General features: G+C 42.5%; 11 protein-coding genes. 2 read left to right on the forward strand and 9 right to left on the reverse strand.

Translation table 11 applies throughout. From position 1 onward, the window contains the following. Positions 1-41: 41 nt before the first annotated feature. Both VEZ01S_RS04155 and VEZ01S_RS04160 read left to right on the forward strand, forming a co-directional pair. Entirely contained in the window at positions 42-2738 is a 2697-nt protein-coding gene (locus tag VEZ01S_RS04155) for a DUF8426 domain-containing protein (protein WP_021712754.1), read from the forward strand. Then, positions 2738-4078: an McrC family protein gene (locus tag VEZ01S_RS04160; RefSeq protein ID WP_040890102.1), complete on the forward strand. Its 1341-nt coding sequence runs from the start codon at positions 2738-2740 to the stop codon at positions 4076-4078. Before VEZ01S_RS04155 ends, VEZ01S_RS04160 begins: the two co-directional genes overlap by 1 nt. 298 nt (positions 4079-4376) lie before the next feature. On the opposite strand, the gene VEZ01S_RS04165 is transcribed toward VEZ01S_RS04160, so the two are convergent. From VEZ01S_RS04165 to VEZ01S_RS16325, 9 genes are all read right to left on the reverse strand, one after another. Next, positions 4377-5726, reverse strand: a complete 1350-nt coding sequence (locus VEZ01S_RS04165) for an ATP-binding protein (protein WP_021712756.1) — start codon at positions 5724-5726, stop codon at positions 4377-4379. Between the two features lie 345 nt (positions 5727-6071). Next, positions 6072-7142 (reverse strand): M42 family metallopeptidase, encoded by a 1071-nt coding sequence (locus VEZ01S_RS04170; protein ID WP_021712757.1) that lies wholly within the window; start codon positions 7140-7142, stop codon positions 6072-6074. Positions 7143-7212: 70 nt separating this feature from the next. Then, complete coding sequence (locus VEZ01S_RS16320) at positions 7213-11112, reverse strand: zinc-dependent metalloprotease (protein ID WP_021712758.1); 3900 nt, start codon at positions 11110-11112, stop codon at positions 7213-7215. Then, positions 11105-12094: an ABC transporter ATP-binding protein gene (locus VEZ01S_RS04180; RefSeq protein ID WP_021712759.1), complete on the reverse strand. Its 990-nt coding sequence runs from the start codon at positions 12092-12094 to the stop codon at positions 11105-11107. Before VEZ01S_RS04180 ends, VEZ01S_RS16320 begins: the two co-directional genes overlap by 8 nt. Then, complete coding sequence (locus tag VEZ01S_RS04185) at positions 12094-13083, reverse strand: ABC transporter ATP-binding protein (RefSeq protein ID WP_021712760.1); 990 nt, start codon at positions 13081-13083, stop codon at positions 12094-12096. Before VEZ01S_RS04185 ends, VEZ01S_RS04180 begins: the two co-directional genes overlap by 1 nt. Before the next feature lie 11 nt (positions 13084-13094). Beyond that, positions 13095-14975 (reverse strand): extracellular solute-binding protein, encoded by a 1881-nt coding sequence (locus VEZ01S_RS04190; protein ID WP_021712761.1) that lies wholly within the window; start codon positions 14973-14975, stop codon positions 13095-13097. A 4-nt stretch (positions 14976-14979) separates the two neighbouring features. Further along, positions 14980-16023, reverse strand: a complete 1044-nt coding sequence (locus tag VEZ01S_RS04195; RefSeq protein WP_021712762.1) for an ABC transporter permease subunit — start codon at positions 16021-16023, stop codon at positions 14980-14982. Then, on the reverse strand, positions 16023-17027 hold the full coding sequence (locus VEZ01S_RS04200) for an ABC transporter permease subunit (RefSeq protein ID WP_021712763.1): 1005 nt from the start codon (positions 17025-17027) through the stop codon (positions 16023-16025). Before VEZ01S_RS04200 ends, VEZ01S_RS04195 begins: the two co-directional genes overlap by 1 nt. Before the next feature lie 28 nt (positions 17028-17055). Then, positions 17056-17943 (reverse strand): hypothetical protein, encoded by an 888-nt coding sequence (locus VEZ01S_RS16325; RefSeq protein WP_156896000.1) that lies wholly within the window; start codon positions 17941-17943, stop codon positions 17056-17058. Positions 17944-18425 lie beyond the last annotated feature (482 nt).

Here is an 18425-nt window from a genome sequence, read left to right on the forward strand (position 1 = left end):
TAATTAAAGAATAAGAAGAAATTATAAATAAGGAATACAAATTGGCAATATATTGTGGTGACAAGAATTCTACATATTTACTTACCAACATCTCGGAGTTCAAAGAGCATTGTTTTATTCAAGGCCGCTCTCTTTTTACGGAACTCCCTGTGTGGAATTCACCAACTTGCCAAGAGCTCATTGATTTTTTCGTTGAAAACTTAGATGAAGGTGATGGTGACTTTTTTGAAAAGTTAGAAACTCAATTGGCAGATGCTTCCCCAGAAGCCAAAGTACTGGCGTCTGAAATGCTGTGGTTGATGTTTCTTTGCCCAAGCAATACGGGACCTGAATCTAAGCGTAAGAGTATTGAACGAGTATTTTCCTGGAGTGGATACGAGGTTACCCCAGAATCTAGACAAAAATTCCTTTCTGATAACGCGTTAACTGGAATTGGTAGTGCTGGCACTGCATACAACACACTTCGTTGGCGTGAGCTTATTTATGTTATCCGGTTGGTTGAAGGTTTGCTAAAGCTCTCTGACCTGGAGAGAAAAGAGCTTTTGAATGATGTTGACCGCTTACCTCAGTGGTTGGAATCCATTCCAGAAAATGGCAAAAGACAGTTTCGTCATATGTTTTTGTATTTACTGTTTCCAGAGATCCATGAGCGTATTTTCGGTAACACGGACAGAAAGTCTATTTTGACGACTTTAACCGATATCACGAGTGCCAAATATAACCGAATGGATACGAAAGATGCCGATGCTCGACTATTGGCATTAAGGCAATCGTTTGAAGCGGAGTACGAGACTAAAGAACTTGACTACTATGTTGAGCCATTACGTTCAAAGTGGAAGCAACCTAAGCCACCATCCGTCAATGAAGTCAACGATACAGTACAGGAGTATGACGTGAAGAGTAATGATAAACCTCAACCACTTAATACGATCCTTTATGGTCCTCCAGGTACTGGCAAAACCTATAACACGATTAATAAAGCCTTAGAGATTGTTGACCCTGAGTTTTACCATCAAAATAACGATGATCGAGTTGCCATCAAGAAGCGATTCGATGAACTATTAAACAGTAACCGCATTGGCTTTGTTACCTTCCATCAGAGCTTTAGTTATGAAGATTTTGTTGAAGGCCTGAAAGCGACGACAGAGAACAATCAGGTTAACTATGAAATCGAAGATGGTATTTTTAAACGCTTATGCGAATCTGCTCGTGCTAAACCAACTATCAAAGCGGCTCAAGATCATGTTGATATTAGTGGCCGTAAAATCTGGAAGATGTCGTTAGGTGATACCGCTGGTGATGATGCCTTTATCTATCAACAATGTATTGATAATGGCTGCGTGTTGCTAGGTTATGGTGATGATATAGATTTCACTCATGCAGATGATCGTAAGCAAGTTGCCCAGACTTATCGTGATAATGGCGTAAATATTGAAAATGAAAGTAATAACTATCAAGTAACATCGGTCAACACATTCAAGAATACGATGAGTATAGGTGATTTGATTGTTGTCTCGGACGGTAATCGTAAGTTTCGTGCTATTGCAGAAATAACCAGTGATTACTACTTTGATAACTCTTCGGTTGATGATGTTAGTTATTCTCAAGCAAGGAAAGTTACGTGGCACAGAGTATACGAACCATCATTACCAGTTGATGAATTATTCAATAAAAACCTGTCTCAAATGACTTTGTATCGATTGTATGACACGACCATTGATACTGAAAAGCTTCGAGCTATATTGCAAGGCAGTGGTGATTCAGACAGCGTTGCGCCGGGCCGCACGGTAGGTAAGTATCAGATTGAATCAATTTCTGATGAGTTGATTACTATTCGAAAGCCTAATGGTTCTGAGCTTCCAATGCCCAAATCGATTGTTGACGAACTTTGTGAGTTGGTTCGCTCTGGTAACGTTTCTGTTGACGATATCAAGCAAAAAAGGGTGTTTGATAAAGTCGACACCTTGATGGAGAAGTTCCTAGTAAATGGCTACCCTAATGTTCTCGGGCCGTTAGTGGAAGGGATTGTTAGCAAGGGAGTATCCGCATCAAATCAAGCCTCTTCAGACAAGAGGGTACTGATCATTGATGAAATCAACCGAGGTAACATTTCCAACATATTCGGTGAGTTAATCACTTTGATTGAGTCAAGCAAGAGGGCGGGTGGTAAAGAGGCACTATCGGTTAAGTTGCCATATTCTAAAGAGACCTTCTCAGTTCCTGATAACCTGCACATCATTGGTACGATGAACACGGCTGATAAGTCGTTGGCTCAGCTAGACATTGCGCTGCGTCGCCGTTTTCAGTTTGAAGAAATGATGACGAACTATGAACTGCTTGCAACTATCCCACAATTCGATGGTATTGATATTAAGCAGATGGTTGAAACCATCAACAAACGAATTGAGTTACTGTATGACCGTGAACACACAATAGGACACAGCTTCTTTTTATCGTTAGTTGAAGAACCGTCGATTGAAAAACTGTCAAAAATTATGGAGCTGGAAATTCTTCCTCTTCTAGAAGAGTATTTCTTTGAGGATTGGGAGCGGGTAGCGATGGTGTTGGGAGATCACCTTAAAGAGGATCAGAGCTTACGTTTTGTAGTTGAACAATTTGATGTGAACGAAGTCGCTCAGTTAATGGGCGATGATTGGGATCAAACGGGCATACAGCCTTATGTTAGAAATGCTCACGCCTTTAACACTTCCGCAGCGTATATCGGTATCTATTCTTAATGTTTAGTCGGCATCATGACTCCGTAATTGCTGTCCGCGAGTTCGGCTTGTTACTCAATGATGGTGATAAGTCGAGTATTGATTGCCAGTCAATACCGAGGAAAGCGTTCGAGTGGTTGTTGGTCAATGGACAGAGTCATAATCAAGAGTCAGTCGATCTCATAAAGGTCAAAAAGCAAGGTCGTTCAATTGCTCTGCAAGTTATCAATTATGTTGGGGTATTAGAAACGCCTTGCGGCACCCGGATTGAAATTCTGCCTAAAATATTAGAGAAGGAAGATAACCAAACAGCTACGAAAGTGCTTCTCAAGATGCTTTCAACGGTCTATAAACTTAACATGCATAGGTTTGAAAATTCTTCCTTACAAACGTTAAACAGACCATTGTTTGAAATATTGATTGGTTACTTCTTGAAAGATGTTTCAGATGTCATTAAGAAAGGGATTCGAAGCCAGTACACAAGAGTTCAAGATCGTAAACCTTATTTAAAAGGTCAGCTACAAACATCAAAGCAAATAAACCAAAGACCGGGTTGCTTGAATAGTTTTCACATTGCTTACGATGAATTTTCTCCAGACAGAGCTGAAAATAGATTAATGCGCTCTGCGCTTAATCAAGTGATGAAGTGGTCTAAAAATAGCGATAACTTGCGTTTAGGTAGTGAACTTCAATTTGCGCTTGATGATATTCCTTGTTCTAAAAACTATGCACTGGATTTTCGCCAGTGGTCTAAGGAGCGTTCTCTTGTTCACTATCGTACAGTGAGGTCATGGTGTGAATTAATTTTGAGTTACCAATCACCAGTATCACTCTCTGGGGGGTACAATGGCATCTCGATGCTTTTCCCGATGGAAATTCTCTTTGAGCGATATGTTGCGATTAGGCTAAGCAAGTCGCTACAACCTTCTCTTAAATTGAAAACTCAGGCAAGCAGTTGCTCATTAGTTACTCATACGCCGCGCTTAGGAAAGTCTCAAGAGTGGTTTAGACTCAAGCCCGACATTATTGTTAGTGATAAGGCTTCACATGAGCCGTTTTATGTAGCCGATACAAAGTGGAAGCGAATTAACGAGAAGCAAGCTACGGCTAACCAGAAGTACGGTATTAGCCAATCTGATATGTATCAGATGTTCGCTTATGGCCAAAGTTATTTAGGTGGTTCAGGCGTGGTATATCTTATCTACCCGGCTTACGAGTATTTTAATGAGTCTTTGCCGCCATTTAGGTTTGACGATAATCTCGCGGTGAAGGTTATCCCCTATGATCTTGTGGATGATGAATGTGAATTATTGGTTGTTGAGTGTCCAGGAAAAATTTCATCTCCTGAGCTTTCGTGCTAAATCGCGTATCCTATTATCAACTCGATTAGATTGAAGTATCAAATCAAGTGCATCGAGCTCTCTGTCGTTTTCAAAGATCAACTTTGCGTTTCCGATTCGAATGGCTGCACCAGCTTCATTGCTAAATTTTTGCTTTACAAGGGTTTTAATAGCACCTGCTCGTGAGATCTTTCCAGCAGCGAAGTTTTGGAAAAGCTCATAGTTGGAGAGGTAATCCTCCCAATGACTAGCGGTTTAATTGCACGTTCAGCATGGTTGTTATCGATAAGTGACCTTCATCGATGTAGCAGAGCAGCCATTACGCTTGATATTCCTCCATCACTTCAACCAAGTTATCCAGTGAAAATCCACGATATTCAATTTGATAGCCTTTTAGGTTTAACTTTTTCAAAAGGTTATGGGATTTTTCGATTAATTTTGCCTCACTGTAGCGCTTTTGCTGTCTTTTGACCTCTGCAATGAGTATTTTCTTATCTAGGTCATTGATGGCAACTATATCGATCTCATTGTGACCTTTTGCATCCCAGTAGCCACCGATCTTTCCAAATTGTTTTGATTCGATCAATATAGCAGTGAATAGGCTTTCTAACTCAAGGCCTGAGTACACAGCGAAGTCTCGCTCAATGTATCTTCTGATGTATTCGTAGTTCTCCATCTCGACTGCACTTTTGTTGGCGTGGATAAATCGAAACCAGAAGTTTAGAAATGGGTCGGAAATAGAGTAGCGAATATCTCGAGAGTTCTCTTTAGAGCTAATTGGACGCTTTTTAGTGATAACGTCAAAAACTTCATCAAGCTTTTCCATATGAACGCCAACACTCATATCTAAGAAGTTTTCAATGCGAGCGCGGCTTGTATTGCCTTTTGATATTGCTCCGAGAATATCGAAGTAAACTCGATGTTCTGAACCAAAATCTTCTACGAGCCGATGAGTGCCTTCTTTGATGAGTGGTGAAAACTCTGAGATCACCGATTCAAATAGTGTGTTATTTTCAGCAGAAAATCGAGTTAACCATTCAAGGTATTTTGGGATTCCTCCTGATAGGCACCACCATTGAAGCATGCTCTCTGCATCAAATTGATTGTGGTCTTTCATCACTTCGGCAAGGTAAGACGGTTGTAAAGGTTGGATTTTAAAGAATTGGTCATCGCGGTTGAACAAAGGTTCATCTTTACCTTTGAAGATCTTAGTCATCATACTGTATAGGGAACCACAGCAAACAAGGTGCATCATTGATTCTCTTTTGTTTGTATCCCATAAATTTTGAATGTCAGAGAATAGAGCAGGGCTGACGATATCAATGTCTTGAAACTCATCAATAATCACTGTTAGAGGTTTTTGCTTTGTATAATCTAGCAAGAATTCGATGATATCTCGGAGTGATTGAGGCTGGAAAAACTTTACACCGAGCTCATTGTTGATAACTTCTGTGAATTCAGTAACTAAAGAGTTTTCACTTTTTCGGCTTATGAATAAGTAAAGAAATTGAGTCTTACCTCGGTGAAATGCTTCGTTTAAAAGACGGGTTTTACCCACACGTCTTCTTCCCACCATTACACTTAGCTGTCCTTTGCTTTCAGCTATCTGTTCAGAAACAGTTTGTAGGGCTTTTAATTCTTTCTGACGATTATAAAATTTCTTCATCATTTCCGACTTTTGATTCTAATTTATTAGCCTTAGAATAGAACATGACTAACTTACTGTAAATAAAGTTACTGTAATATAATTTACAGTAACTTTATTTACACTAGTGCAAGGTGCGCTGTGGCAGTGAAATGAAGCGAAGAAACGGCAAGTACGGTGCATTTTGGAGTTGCTCGACGTACCGAAAGGACGCGGATAAAAACTGTGGCTACACGCTCGATGCAAAACCTCGCAAAAAAGCACATTAGGTGACTTAGTTCGCTATAAACAGCAATACAAGGCGAGCAGTAGGGAAGGGAATAAGCGGCATCGGAAGATGCCGCATAGAAGATTAAGCGATGAGGGTGATTAGTCTATGATCAGACGGTTCACTGTTTCGCGGTCTAGGCGTTTAACCAGCTCTGTGATCAAGGTGGTTGTCGCGTAGTAATCTTGCTTGTGGATCATTGAAGTATGCGAGTGGATATAACGTGAAGGAATACCAATTGAGATAGACGGTGCGCCGTTTCCTGATACGTGCATCATGCCTGCGTCAGTGCCGCCACCATCAAGTACTTGGTATTGGAATGGAATATCCAGCTCTTCACATAAGTTCACGCAGAGATCGCGAAGACCTTTGTGACCAACCATGGATGCGTCTTTTAGAGTCAGTTGTGGGCCTTTGCCCATCTGGCCTTTGTTGTCGCATCCAGGAGTGTCATCGGCAATACCTACATCGACTGCAATAGCAATCTCTGGTTGAACCAAGTTTGACGCGGTACGTGCACCACGAAGTCCTACTTCTTCTTGAACTGTGCCGACAGAGAACAGTTGGTTAGGGTGAGCAACGTCTTTTAGGTTGTCCATGACATCTAGCGCAATCGCACAGCCGATACGGTTGTCGAAGGCTTTACCCATTAGGTAGTCTTTGTTTGCCATTTCACGAAATTCGATATATGGCGTGATCATATCACCAGGTTTGATGCCAAGTGCGACGGCTTCTTCTTTTGATGCTACACCGATGTCGATGAACATCGCTGCGATATCTACAGGCTTCGCTCTTTCTTCTGGTTTTAGGATGTGAGGTGGTTTACTGCCAATGACGCCGTGAACATGTTCACCGGTGCTGGTGGTAATCGTCAGCTGCTGTGCCAACATGACTTGGTTCCACCAACCGCCAAGAGGTGTGAACTTAACAAAGCCCTCAGCGTTGATGTCAGAGACCATAAAGCCAACTTCATCCATATGGCCTGCCAGCATAATGCGAGGGCCTGTTTCGTTGCCTACTTTTTTGCCGATGATACTGCCGATGTTGTCAAACAGTACTTCGTCTGCAAGACCGTCGAATCGTTGCGCCATGTATTTACGACATTCGCCTTCGTTGCCGGGTACGGCATTCAGTTCAGTCAGTTTTTTAAGCTCTAAAATTTTATTTTCCATTTCGATTTAACTCTTTTGAATAAAAAAGAAAGTCGCCCGTAGGCGACTTTGTCATAGATATGAATCTAACTTATTGAATAACAGGAAGCTGTTCTAGTGCTTTCTGATCACGGTGGTAACGTGTAAGCAATAGTTTGAACGCAGCCGCTTTGGTTGCGTCAGCTTGACTTGCTTTGTCCGTTGAGAACGCTTTTAGTTTCTGTTCAATCAATTGGTAGTCGTAATATAGGCTACCTGCCAGAATGTTCTCTTCGGTTATCGTGTACTGCTTACCTTGTAGGGTAATGTTTGCACCTTGAACATAATCTGAAGCGAGGTGGATACCCACAAACTCACGAAGTTGACGAGCAGGCTCTTTACCGTAGCTATCACTGTCTGTTGAGTACAGTACCACTTGGTTCAGTAGCGCGTGGAATAGGTTAGTTTTACCTTTAGTCACGCCATTGTCTCTATCAAAACCAAAGCCGAGAACGTTTCGTGTTACCGAAGGCTCCAGTTCTTCGATGTCTTGATCAACAACGTCATCTGTCAAAGTATAGAAATCATCAACACTGGTAATACCTTGCCATTTCCAGCCAGTACTTGAGCTTTCCATAGTGGTTAGATCAAAGTCGGTTGGTAGGTCAGGGTTAGTTCCCATGATTTGCGTAATCGCCAGTTCATTACATTTTGATTCTGGTGCGGCTACCTTAGCAGGATCAGAACCGTCTACCGCTGCCATAGCGCCAACATAGGTGTTCTTCACATCCGCCAGTGCCATGCGACATAACATACCTTTGAACAATCGGTTGATTGGCGCAAAGTCCACCATAGCTTGGTGAGTTAGATTGTTAGTCTCACGGTTTGTATGACGCGTTACCAATTGCTTCATCGCGATTAAACGATCAGGCCAAATACCTAAAGAATCCACTTCATTTGAGTATGGGTGTTCAGGATCTGAAACCGTAGCACTAGTACTGTTTAGACGACGACCAACGACTTTCACAACCGGTGTGAATTGGTAGAACTGATCCCACATTGAGCTCTTAATTGCAACTTGAACGGCCATAAGATCGAACAGTTTAGGTGCATCAGAGTATTGAGTCAGTACTTGTCCTGGTTGCAGTTTATCAGCATCATCCAAACGAGAAAGATCAAGAGTCGTGTACTTACTCATTAGGAAGGTAAGGCTAGTGACAATAGGATCATTGAAAACAAGCTTGCCATCAGCGCCTTTGAAGTTAATCAATACGGCTGCATCAGGTTGGCTAGCTACTTGCAAGAAGAACTTAGCTGTTTTGTCTTTTGCGTTTACTGAATCACAGTACCAAGGGCTGCTGTCGTTCGCACACCATAGATCTAGAGAGTGATCAGGTAGATTGATACGACCTTCAAGTCCGCCTGTGTCTTCAATAAACTCATGCATTGTTGAAAACTCTTTTCTACGAGCTGCAATGTAACCGTTGTAATTCGTGTCGAAGTAGGTCGCACGCTCAAAACGTGTATTACGTAGTTTGTAGAAATTTAAGTAAGTTTCAATGTAGTTTTGTGCAATTTGCTCGTTGTTAAAGCCTGCGTCAAAACGGTTACAGTTACTGTTTAAGGTAACATGACCGTCAGTACAGTATTTATAACCAAAGAAGTTACTGTAGTTGTTGTCATCGCCTTTAGCGTTTACTTTACCGTCAAGCTGTTGACTTAGTAAGTCCACAGAGCCGGTACGAGTTTCGCCATTATTGATGTCGTTTGCCCATTCATCACGACGCTTCTGGTCAAATGGTTTCAGTGAATGCCAGTAACTCGCGTTATCCCAATCATCGAAGGTTGTTGCGCGGTTATCTTGGATTTCACGGCGGTAGCCAAAGCGAATAGCGGCCAAATCGTATGGTCCAAAGCCCATACCGAACATGTCACTGATGTACTCCATTTGCGAGCTGGTCGCAGTAGATAGAGTCACATTTTTGTAGCCAAGTTTAGCCAATTCTGCTTTTTGCTTATCAATGGCTGCTTTGGTGTAGAAGTGCTTGTAATCCAATGAGCCTTTGAAGTTATGGCGTAGGCCAATACTGTGACCAAATTCATGGATAATCGTACCGACAAAACCTACCGCTGCTGTTTTTAATACCATGTCATGGCGAAGTGCTTTCGGCAGTTTTTTCAGTTGCTTAAGCTTACCGCCAACAATACCATCAACCCATAGCTCTGGTTGTTTCCAATCAATCGCATAACCTTTGATACCTTTAGGCAGAACGGAATAGTTACCACCAAGGTTCACGGCGTCAGCCGTCATAATGTTATGCTCAGAGTTGTAGCTCATACGCTTGTTATACAGTTCAAGTACGTTTGTAGAGTAGGCTACCGCTTGTTGATTGGTTTGGACATCGCTTGTATCGCGATTGACTTTTTCTGATAGGTTTTGCAGCTCACTGAATTGCAGTGGATCTTTAGATACTTGCTCTAAAGTCTCATGCATCATCGGCAACATGTTAGAACCACTTTGCAGTGCAGCCGCCAGTTTTTGGTTGGCTTCTTTCGTTAGCATGTCTTGGTCGTGAGGCTGACTTGCATTGGCGATCGCATGTGCAATGTCCAATGGTGCTTCTTTCGCTGTTTGGTTTAGACTCGCCGTATTATTAATCGTACGAGCAAAGTCTGTCACACCTTCTAGCTTAGTGTTTTGTAGTGCAGGCATTGGGTAAGTTGCGCCTGTACTTTCTTTAACTGAATCAGAGTTTAAACGACCTAAGTTGTACTCACGTACGAATACATCGTATGAGAACGCGGCATTGCCTAGGAAGTTACCACTGAATTGGTTAAAGCCAGCACTGATGATTTCACCTGTTAGAGGATCAACACTGCTGTTTGCTACACCCAGTAGGCCGTTATCAAGAGGTTGATCAAACAGTCTTAGGAAGTTGTAACGTAAATCACCGTAACGCTTGTCTTTAGCTTGTACAAAGTTGATGTGAGGCAACCCTGTGTGGTACATGCTATTTTGCGTATTGATAATCGCTTCAGCTTCTTTTGCTGCGGCAAGGAATACGGCGTTATCTTCTTTCCAGAAGTCATTCGACAAGTAGTACGTTTCTTCTTTCTTATTCGGATTGAAGCGTTCTAGGTACGAGCGGCTGTAGCCTGATTTACCTGATTGATAATCATCATCGCGGTAAGAGTGCTGGGTTTTAAAGAAGCCGTATGTGCTGTTGTCTGCTTCTTGATAAGGTACTGGCTTATAGTCTTTTGACACGACTTTATCGCGCTCAACCATAGAGAAGTATTCGGTCGTTTGGAAGCTCAGTTTGTCGAAGTCCCAATCGCTTGCAAACTTAGGAATACAACTTTGACTTGGTACTGAATAAACCGATTTTAGCTCGAAGTTAATCACGCCATTTTTTAGGTCAAGTAAGTAGCCTTTCCATTTGTCTGCGTCCACTTGTGCAAGAACAGAGCTGACAGGTTGCACAGCACAATGCAGAGAGAATAGGTTATTCATGTCTTGCTCGGCGATGCTTACGTTCGAGAAGTCAGGAATGAAGTAGTGCTTTTGATCCCAAGTTAATGCGTCACTTGAATCAACTTGCTCTTTGTTAGTACATTTGTTGTAGCTGTCTTCAGTACATTTGTAGTCAACGTATTCGCCGCCAATCGTTAGGATTGGACGGTAGTTGTTGTCTGTATTAAAGCGAGCGTCATGGCCGTCACCTACATTATCAGAATCAAGTTGTAGAACTTGAAGTCCGTTTTCGGTTAGGCGAAGTTTTACCAGCTTAACATCATCAGGCACTTTACCGCGTACAGCAGTAAGGTAGCGTGGAGTCTCGCCCAGCATACGACGGTATAAAAAGGTTTTTGAGGATAGTGTGTTTATATCCGACACTTTGAGTTCAAAAGGAGAGCGATCAACTTTGTCATACGCTTCATCCTTGGGACCACAGCCTACAAGTCCTATGGTTGCAGCAAGAATACTGCAACCTAATAAGCTCTTATTCATTATTATTTCCTGGTAATAATTGTACTAAATGACATGCTACTTTGTGCTCGTCGCAACTTAGGGTAGGGGAATGTTCAAAACACCCTTTTTCAGCAAGACGGCATCTTGTTGAAAAGGCACAGCCTTTTGGTGGATTCATCGGAGATGGAATATCACCATTGAGTATTATTCTGTCTTTCTTAGCCCATGGATCTGGCTGAGGAATGGCAGAAATCAATGCTTCTGTGTAGGGGTGTTTAGGGGTGTTGTAGACATCTTCGGCTTTGCCTATTTCAACAAACTTACCTAAGTACATTACGGCAATTACGTCCGAAACATGTCGGACTACAGAAAGATCATGCGCAATAAAAATTAATGCGATGTTCATTTCTTTTTGTAAGTCGAGCAGTAAGTTCACAATTTGCGCTTGCACAGAAACGTCTAATGCCGATACTGACTCATCACAGACAATCAGCTTGGGCTTTAGCGCTATTGCGCGTGCAATTCCGATACGCTGACGCTGACCACCTGAAAATTCATGTGGAAAACGTGAAGCCGCATCAGGACGTAATCCTACTTTGACTAACAATTCTGAAACCCATTGGTCTCTTTCTTTGGGAGTTCCAATACCGTGGATCTGGAAGGGTTCTTTGATGATATCCCCGACAGTATGGCGTTGGTTTAAACTCTCAAGTGGATCTTGCAGTATGATTTGCATTTCTTTGCGAAGAGAGATCATCTCTTTTGCTTTTAGGTTCGTAATATCACGACCTTCAAAGAAAATGCGTCCTGCTGTTGGCTCGTACAATTTAAGTAATGTACGTCCTACGGTGCTTTTACCACACCCAGATTCGCCCACAAGACCAATGGTTTGCCCCGGATAAAGATCAAAAGAGACCCCATCCACGGCGTAAACGTATTTTTTATCTTGAAACAGTTTGTTGGACACTAAAAAGTGCTGCTTCAAATCTTTAATTTGGAGTAAAGGCGTTGCCTGTGTCATTACATAACCTCTTTAACAGCAAGACAAGAAACAAGGTGGCCAGCTTCCACCAATGCCGATTCAGGTTTGGTGTTGTGACAATGCTCCATTGCTTTGCTGCAACGGTTTACAAAACGACATCCTGACGGCATATCTTTTAACTGCGGTACGCTACCCTCAATGGTAGTGAGTTGCGTTTTGGGTACCGACGAGATAGTGGGCATAGATGCCAGAAGACCTTGTGTGTAAGGGTGTGATGGCTTACCAAAAATTTGATAAACATCGCCTTGTTCAACAACGTTTCCTGCGTACATGACGGCAACGTCATCACAGATTTCGGCCACAACGCCAAGATCATGAGTGATGAACAAAATAGCCATACCCAGTTGCTCTTGCATCTGTTTCATCAGCTCAAGAATCTGTGCTTGAATGGTGACATCCAGTGCCGTTGTCGGTTCATCTGCGATTAATACTTTTGGCTCACAGGCGAGGGCCATTGCGATCATAACGCGTTGGCGCATACCGCCAGACAACTCATGAGGATAAACATCTAAACGTTTTTCAGGTTCAGAAATTCCGACCTTTTTAAACATTTCAAGTGCCGCCTGACGACGAGTGGCATCAGTGGTGTATTTAGTGCTGTGTAGCTCATACACTTCTTCAACTTGCTTACCGACACGAACGACAGGGTTAAGCGCTGTCATTGGATCTTGGAAGATCATAGAAATGTCGTGACCGCGAAGTTTACAACGCTCTGCTTCGTTGAGCTTGCTAATATCACGGCCTTCAAAGAGGATCTCACCGTCGGTCACATTGCCATAAGGTTGAGGCAATAGGTTCATGATGGAAGCGGCGGTAATACTCTTGCCACAGCCAGACTCACCCACGATACCCAGTGTGCGACCTTTGATCAGATCAAAGGTAACGCCGTTGAGTGCGGTAATATCACCTTCGTCGGTATTGAAGGTAGTGGTCACGTTACGCAGTGACAGTATTGCTTTATTTGACATGCTTAGAGACCTTATTGACCGATAACTTGAGTACTTAAGTGCGTGATTTTAGGGAAGGTTCTACCTTCACTTTTCGCTGCTAGAACGTCACGCTTCATATCGGTATCAATCCACATTAATCCTAAATCCAATGTCGATTCGTCGAATAGGTAGCGAGATTGAGCGGTACCTACTTTCTCTGGTAGACGCACATAGCGCCAATGCGCTGCGCGAGCAAACTGAGAGACAGTACCTGGGATAAAGCAGTTTGATGCCATCACCATGCGTTGGATCTTGTTCGATTGCTTCACTTGCTCTTCAACCGTTGACGCTTCATCGAATTTCTTAATGAGCTTATCCATCTCAGGATCGGCAAAGCTGAAGAAGTTATTGGTTTGTGGCACAACATTACTTGAATGGAAGTATTGTCGATACGCAGGGTATAGACTGGATGACATAGACAAGTACGCCATCTGGAATTTCTTCTCTAGTAGCGATTTAAACCCGGTAGAGCTATCAACCAGCTTAAGCTCAATATCTAAACCTGCTTTTTTCGCTTGTTCTTTTAAGATAATGACATCAGCGGTAGAGCGAGGGCTTAAATAAGTCAATGTGACTTGCAGCGGTTGTCCTTTCGCGTTGTACAACAGACCATCTGAGCCGAGCTTGGTGTAGCCGGCTTTAGCAAAATGCTTCTTCGCTTCAACAGGAGAAAATGGCTTAACCCCAATATTTTTTGGCGTTGAATAAGCACCCACTAAAGTGCCAAATCCATTTTGTCGTCTTGCTTCACCATGACGTACGTGTTTGATAACTGAGTCAAAGTTAGTGGCGTACGCTACACCTTCTCTAAGCTCTGCATTCTTGAGTACTGGATCAACCATGTTTAAGAACAAACCAGCAGGTCCCATAGAGACTTCGTTATTGACCATCGATTTTACGATATAGCCTTTTCGGAACGGTTCAGAGTTCGTTTTATCAAACCACAGCTTTTGTGAGTTGATATTGAAAACGTCCAGTTCGCCTTTTTCAAAATAACGATACGCAAGATCAGGGTCACGGATTACAGAGAAGCGGATCTTGTCTACATTGAATCGATTTTTTAGGTAGCGGTTGTGGTAACCCCACCAGTCTTTAACGTGAGAAAGCTCGACGGTGCGACCTTTTTTCAGTGCCGAAACATAGAAAGCGCCAGTTGTTGGTTCTGCTTTCCAGTTGTATTCACGGATGTAGTTTTTACCGATGCCATGTTTGAAAAAGTGTCTAGGCTTTGGCTGTAAATTGATGCGGTCAATAAGCTGAGCTTCAGGTAACGCATCCGACGAGTGCAGTGCAATGGTGTACTTGTCGTAAATAGTTAAACCAGTGACTTTCTTGGTGTAATAGTTGTTATAAAAAGGTGCGTGCACATTTTTATTGGTCACGTATTCAAATAGAAACGCGTAGTCATCGGCGGTAATTGGCACACCATCAGACCACTTAGCTTTAGGATCTAAACGGAAATACATGGTTTTGTTGTCTTTACCAAAGGCCCACTGCTCAGCCAACTCAGGGTAGGGCTGTAGCGTATTTGGGTGAATACCAAGTAGGTTTGGATGACCGTCTAACAGGTACGAACGAAACGCAGTGTTAGCGTCAGGGCCGATAGTACGCATTGTTAATGGGTACGACGGAACATACAGATTCAACGTACCACCACGTTTGGCGTTCGGGCTGGCAAATAATGGAAGATCAGAGTTTGATATCCATTTTAAATCTTTTGGTAACTGAGGCGTTTGTTTGGCCTGTTGCGCACTGGTATGTTGCGGCGCTTGCGCCGCAGCTGTTGCCGCATCGGCATAAACGGGCGCTAACAGTGTTGTTCCTAATAGCGCAACCAATAACGTTGATAATTTTCGTGTATTTAGATTCATGATATTAGCTGTACTTCGTTTGTTTCTTAGGATCAAAGGCTTCACGGATAGCTTCACCGATGAAGGTAATCATGGTGAGAATTCCCACAATCGAGAACACAACTGAGCTCATGATCCACCATGCATCTAGGTTAGATTTACCTTGTTGCAACAAGTCACCCCAGCTTGGGGTAGGGGGAGTTAAGCCTAACCCTAAGTAATCCAGTGCGGTTAAGGTTGAGATGTTAGCCACAATGGTAAATGGCGCTAAAGTCACAATCATAACCAAGGTGTTAGGTAAGATGTGTTTAGTGATAATTCGCCACGTGCTTGCGCCTTGCGCTCTTGCCGCCAGTACGTATTCTCGCGCTCGCTCTTTATAGGAGATGGAACGCATATACCAAGTAATCGGTATCCAGCCAAAGAGGACGTTGATAAAGACAAATAAGACAAAGTTAGGCTTCATGATCGAGACTAATATCATGATCACGTACAGCATAGGCAGCATCGACCAAACTTCGATAATACGCTGCATAATCAGATCGAATTTGCCCCCTAAATACCCCATAGCACTGCCAATAATGACCCCAATGAAGTAACAGATAGCAAGGGTAATAAAGGCATAGAAAATGGCGATGCGGAAGCCGTAGACCAAACGTGCCAATACATCGCGACCTGAATTGTCAGTGCCAAGATAGTGCTGAGCATGTGCATTTGGTGCACTCGGTGGAAAACCGTTAGAGTAGTCTTGCTCTAATGGATTCCAAGGGACGATAGGCATGACTATCCAGTCACCTTTATCCTCTTTTTCAAATTTTGCTTGCAGTGCACGATAGTCGGCTTCGTAGCCGTATTGCTCACCAAAATCATTCCCGGTATGTATTTTTGAATAGGTCGGAAAATACAGGTGTCCTTGGTAAGACACCACGAGTGCTTTGCTATTGACCAATGCCTCTGAAAATAGCGACAACACGACCAGCAATAGCAAGAAGATAAGAGAAAAGTAGCCACGTTTAATTGAACGAAAGCGTGCTATTTTCTTTTTAGTTAATTCATCAAAGTTAAACATTATTTACCAAACTTAACGCGAGGATCAACGGCGGCAACACACAGATCCGATATGATATTGCCAAACATAAGTAGCAGTGCAGACAGCGATAAAATACCCATTACAACAGGGTAATCTCTTTGAATAATCGCTTCGTAGCCCAACAGTCCAATACCATCGATATTGAAGACCACTTCAATTAAGAAAGAACCGGCAAGGAAGACACTGATCACTGAACCAAAATGGCTAGCGATAGGGATTAAACTGTTTCTAAGCGCGTGTTTGTACACAGAATCTTTATAGGTTAAGCCTTTGCTTACCGCTGTTTTGATGTAATCCGAAGACAGGTTCTCTAATAAGTTATTTTTCATCGTCATTGTTAAAATGGCGACGTCAGCAATGGTGTAACAAATCACCGGTAAGATGGCGTGCGAAAATAGGTCTTGCACTTTGCCTAGCAGTGAAAGCTCTTCAAAGTTATTGCTGGTAAAGCCCCCAAGAGGCAGTACATCGAAATAAAACGCCAATAAGGAGAGCAACAGCACCCCTAATACGTAGTTCGGCATCGAGTAGCCGATGAAAATGATAACCGAGCTGAGGTTATCGCCTTTACTACCGTGATGTATTGCTTTGTAGATCCCCAAAGGAATGGCAATGCCGTAACTCAAAATTAACGCAATAAGCCCGTAAAATAACGATACAGGCATACGCTCTTTGATCATGTTCCAGACCGGATCATAGTAGCGAGTTGATACACCAAGGTTGAGATGAACCAAGTCTTTCAACCAGTCGGAATACGCGATGTAGACAGGTTTATCCATGCCGTACAGCGCTTTTAACTCGTTGATTTCACTTTCTGAAAGGGTTTGAGAAGCCGTTTTAGATCCACCGCTCATCTGCATTTGTGAGATCATTCGTTCAACAGGGCCACCTGGAACAAAACGAGTCAAACAAAAGATCAATACTGTAATTCCTAGAAAGGTAGGAATGATCAGTAACAGTCTTTTTATAAAGTAACCTAGCAATTTAATTTCCTTACTTAGTATTGACGGCTTAGAACGCGTAGTTCGTCGTTAGGTAGAAGTGCGGGTCTTTATCGTCAAACAATCCTGTAATTGGATTTGGACCATGCTCAGGGTTGTAGAACTGAGCGTTATTGGTATAACCGACACCGATGTAAATATTATCGGTGGCTTGATAGCCTAATTCTTCGGCATGACTCAACGTAGGGTAGGTTGAGTTGCCTTTGTATGTGATGTAGTGGCTGTTTGCCAAACTCACGGTAAAGTAGAACTTGTCCGAAATCTGATAGGTGGTATCTAACGTCATCGACAAGGTGTATTCCGTTAGGTTCTGGCCCCCAGCGGTTTTGTACTCATTAAAGTATTTCGTCACTGCTGGAGTAAGAGAAACACTTAAGCCATTGATGTAGCGGTTGACGTCAAAAGAAACCGGTACATAGCCCGTCGCACCAAAATATAGGTGAGTGTCTTGAGCGTATTGTGTGGTTGGCAAGATGATGCGCCCTTGTACTCCGACTGTGGTGAAGTCGTCGAAGAAGCTCGCAAGGTTGTCGTATTTTGCGTACAAGTACGTAGGAGACATACACCAGTAATCTTGGGTATGTGAAGAACAGTAAGCCGTATCTAAGTAGTAGGTGCCAGTGATGACGCCCGCGCTGAAATTCTGTGTGAACTGATAGCCCAGCTTGAGGTCAAAAGACACATTGCGGTCATCTCTGTAATCGCTTGCCCAGTCATCAGAATAGGTAGCTGCAATATAGCCAGTAAAGCCGGGTGTGAAGGCTTGAGTTTGGCTTGCATCGGCATCGGTCGCTTGAGCATCGGAGATGTTTGTTTCACTTGCCAAAGATGTTGTCGCCGTTAGCGAAAGTAGGGCAAGCAAAACTCCGTTTTTTACCACTAGATTTGATCTGTTCAATTTGATGTCTCAATAAAAGTGAAAAATGGTACGTATTGAGAGGGACTGGGAATCAATCAATCGCACTTATAAAGGTGAATAAACCACTTTCTATGCAATCGATAGAGTCTGTAGATGTATATACAGGCAGTTGAATATTCTGAGTCGTTATAGATTTAGTAATCCTTACTAACTATAAAGTGAACAAACTCATTAAACCTAACTAGCGACAACTCAAATATTCATAAATTAATAAACGATAATATTTTACAGACGAAAGGTGATCGTTAAATTAAGTTATATCTACGAGAGTTAGTTCCCTCACACGCGTGTTACTAAATTTTATAGTATATGACTCGGTTATTCTTTTTATATAAATCGATATAAAAAAATCAAAATCACACACTTACAAGAAAAAAACAGCTATTCCTGTTATTTAGTAGCCAATTTAGGTGAATTTGCTAGCGTTTCAATATTTAAATGTGAAATTTAAATATCCATTA

Origin of the sequence: Vibrio ezurae NBRC 102218 (assembly GCF_000467185.1) — a bacterium.
Lineage (GTDB): Bacteria > Pseudomonadota > Gammaproteobacteria > Enterobacterales > Vibrionaceae > Vibrio > Vibrio ezurae.

What these genes read in the sequence shown, in the direction of transcription:
- VEZ01S_RS04160 (WP_040890102.1), top strand. Translation starts at nt 2,738, where the DNA reads ATGTTTAGTCGGCATCATGACTCCGTAATTGCTGTCCGCGAGTTCGGC.
- VEZ01S_RS04165 (WP_021712756.1), bottom strand. Translation starts at nt 5,726, where the DNA reads ATGATGAAGAAATTTTATAATCGTCAGAAAGAATTAAAAGCCCTACAA.
- VEZ01S_RS04170 (WP_021712757.1), bottom strand. Translation starts at nt 7,142, where the DNA reads ATGGAAAATAAAATTTTAGAGCTTAAAAAACTGACTGAACTGAATGCC.
- VEZ01S_RS16320 (WP_021712758.1), bottom strand. Translation starts at nt 11,112, where the DNA reads ATGAATAAGAGCTTATTAGGTTGCAGTATTCTTGCTGCAACCATAGGA.
- VEZ01S_RS04180 (WP_021712759.1), bottom strand. Translation starts at nt 12,094, where the DNA reads ATGACACAGGCAACGCCTTTACTCCAAATTAAAGATTTGAAGCAGCAC.
- VEZ01S_RS04185 (WP_021712760.1), bottom strand. Translation starts at nt 13,083, where the DNA reads ATGTCAAATAAAGCAATACTGTCACTGCGTAACGTGACCACTACCTTC.
- VEZ01S_RS04190 (WP_021712761.1), bottom strand. Translation starts at nt 14,975, where the DNA reads ATGAATCTAAATACACGAAAATTATCAACGTTATTGGTTGCGCTATTA.
- VEZ01S_RS04195 (WP_021712762.1), bottom strand. Translation starts at nt 16,023, where the DNA reads ATGTTTAACTTTGATGAATTAACTAAAAAGAAAATAGCACGCTTTCGT.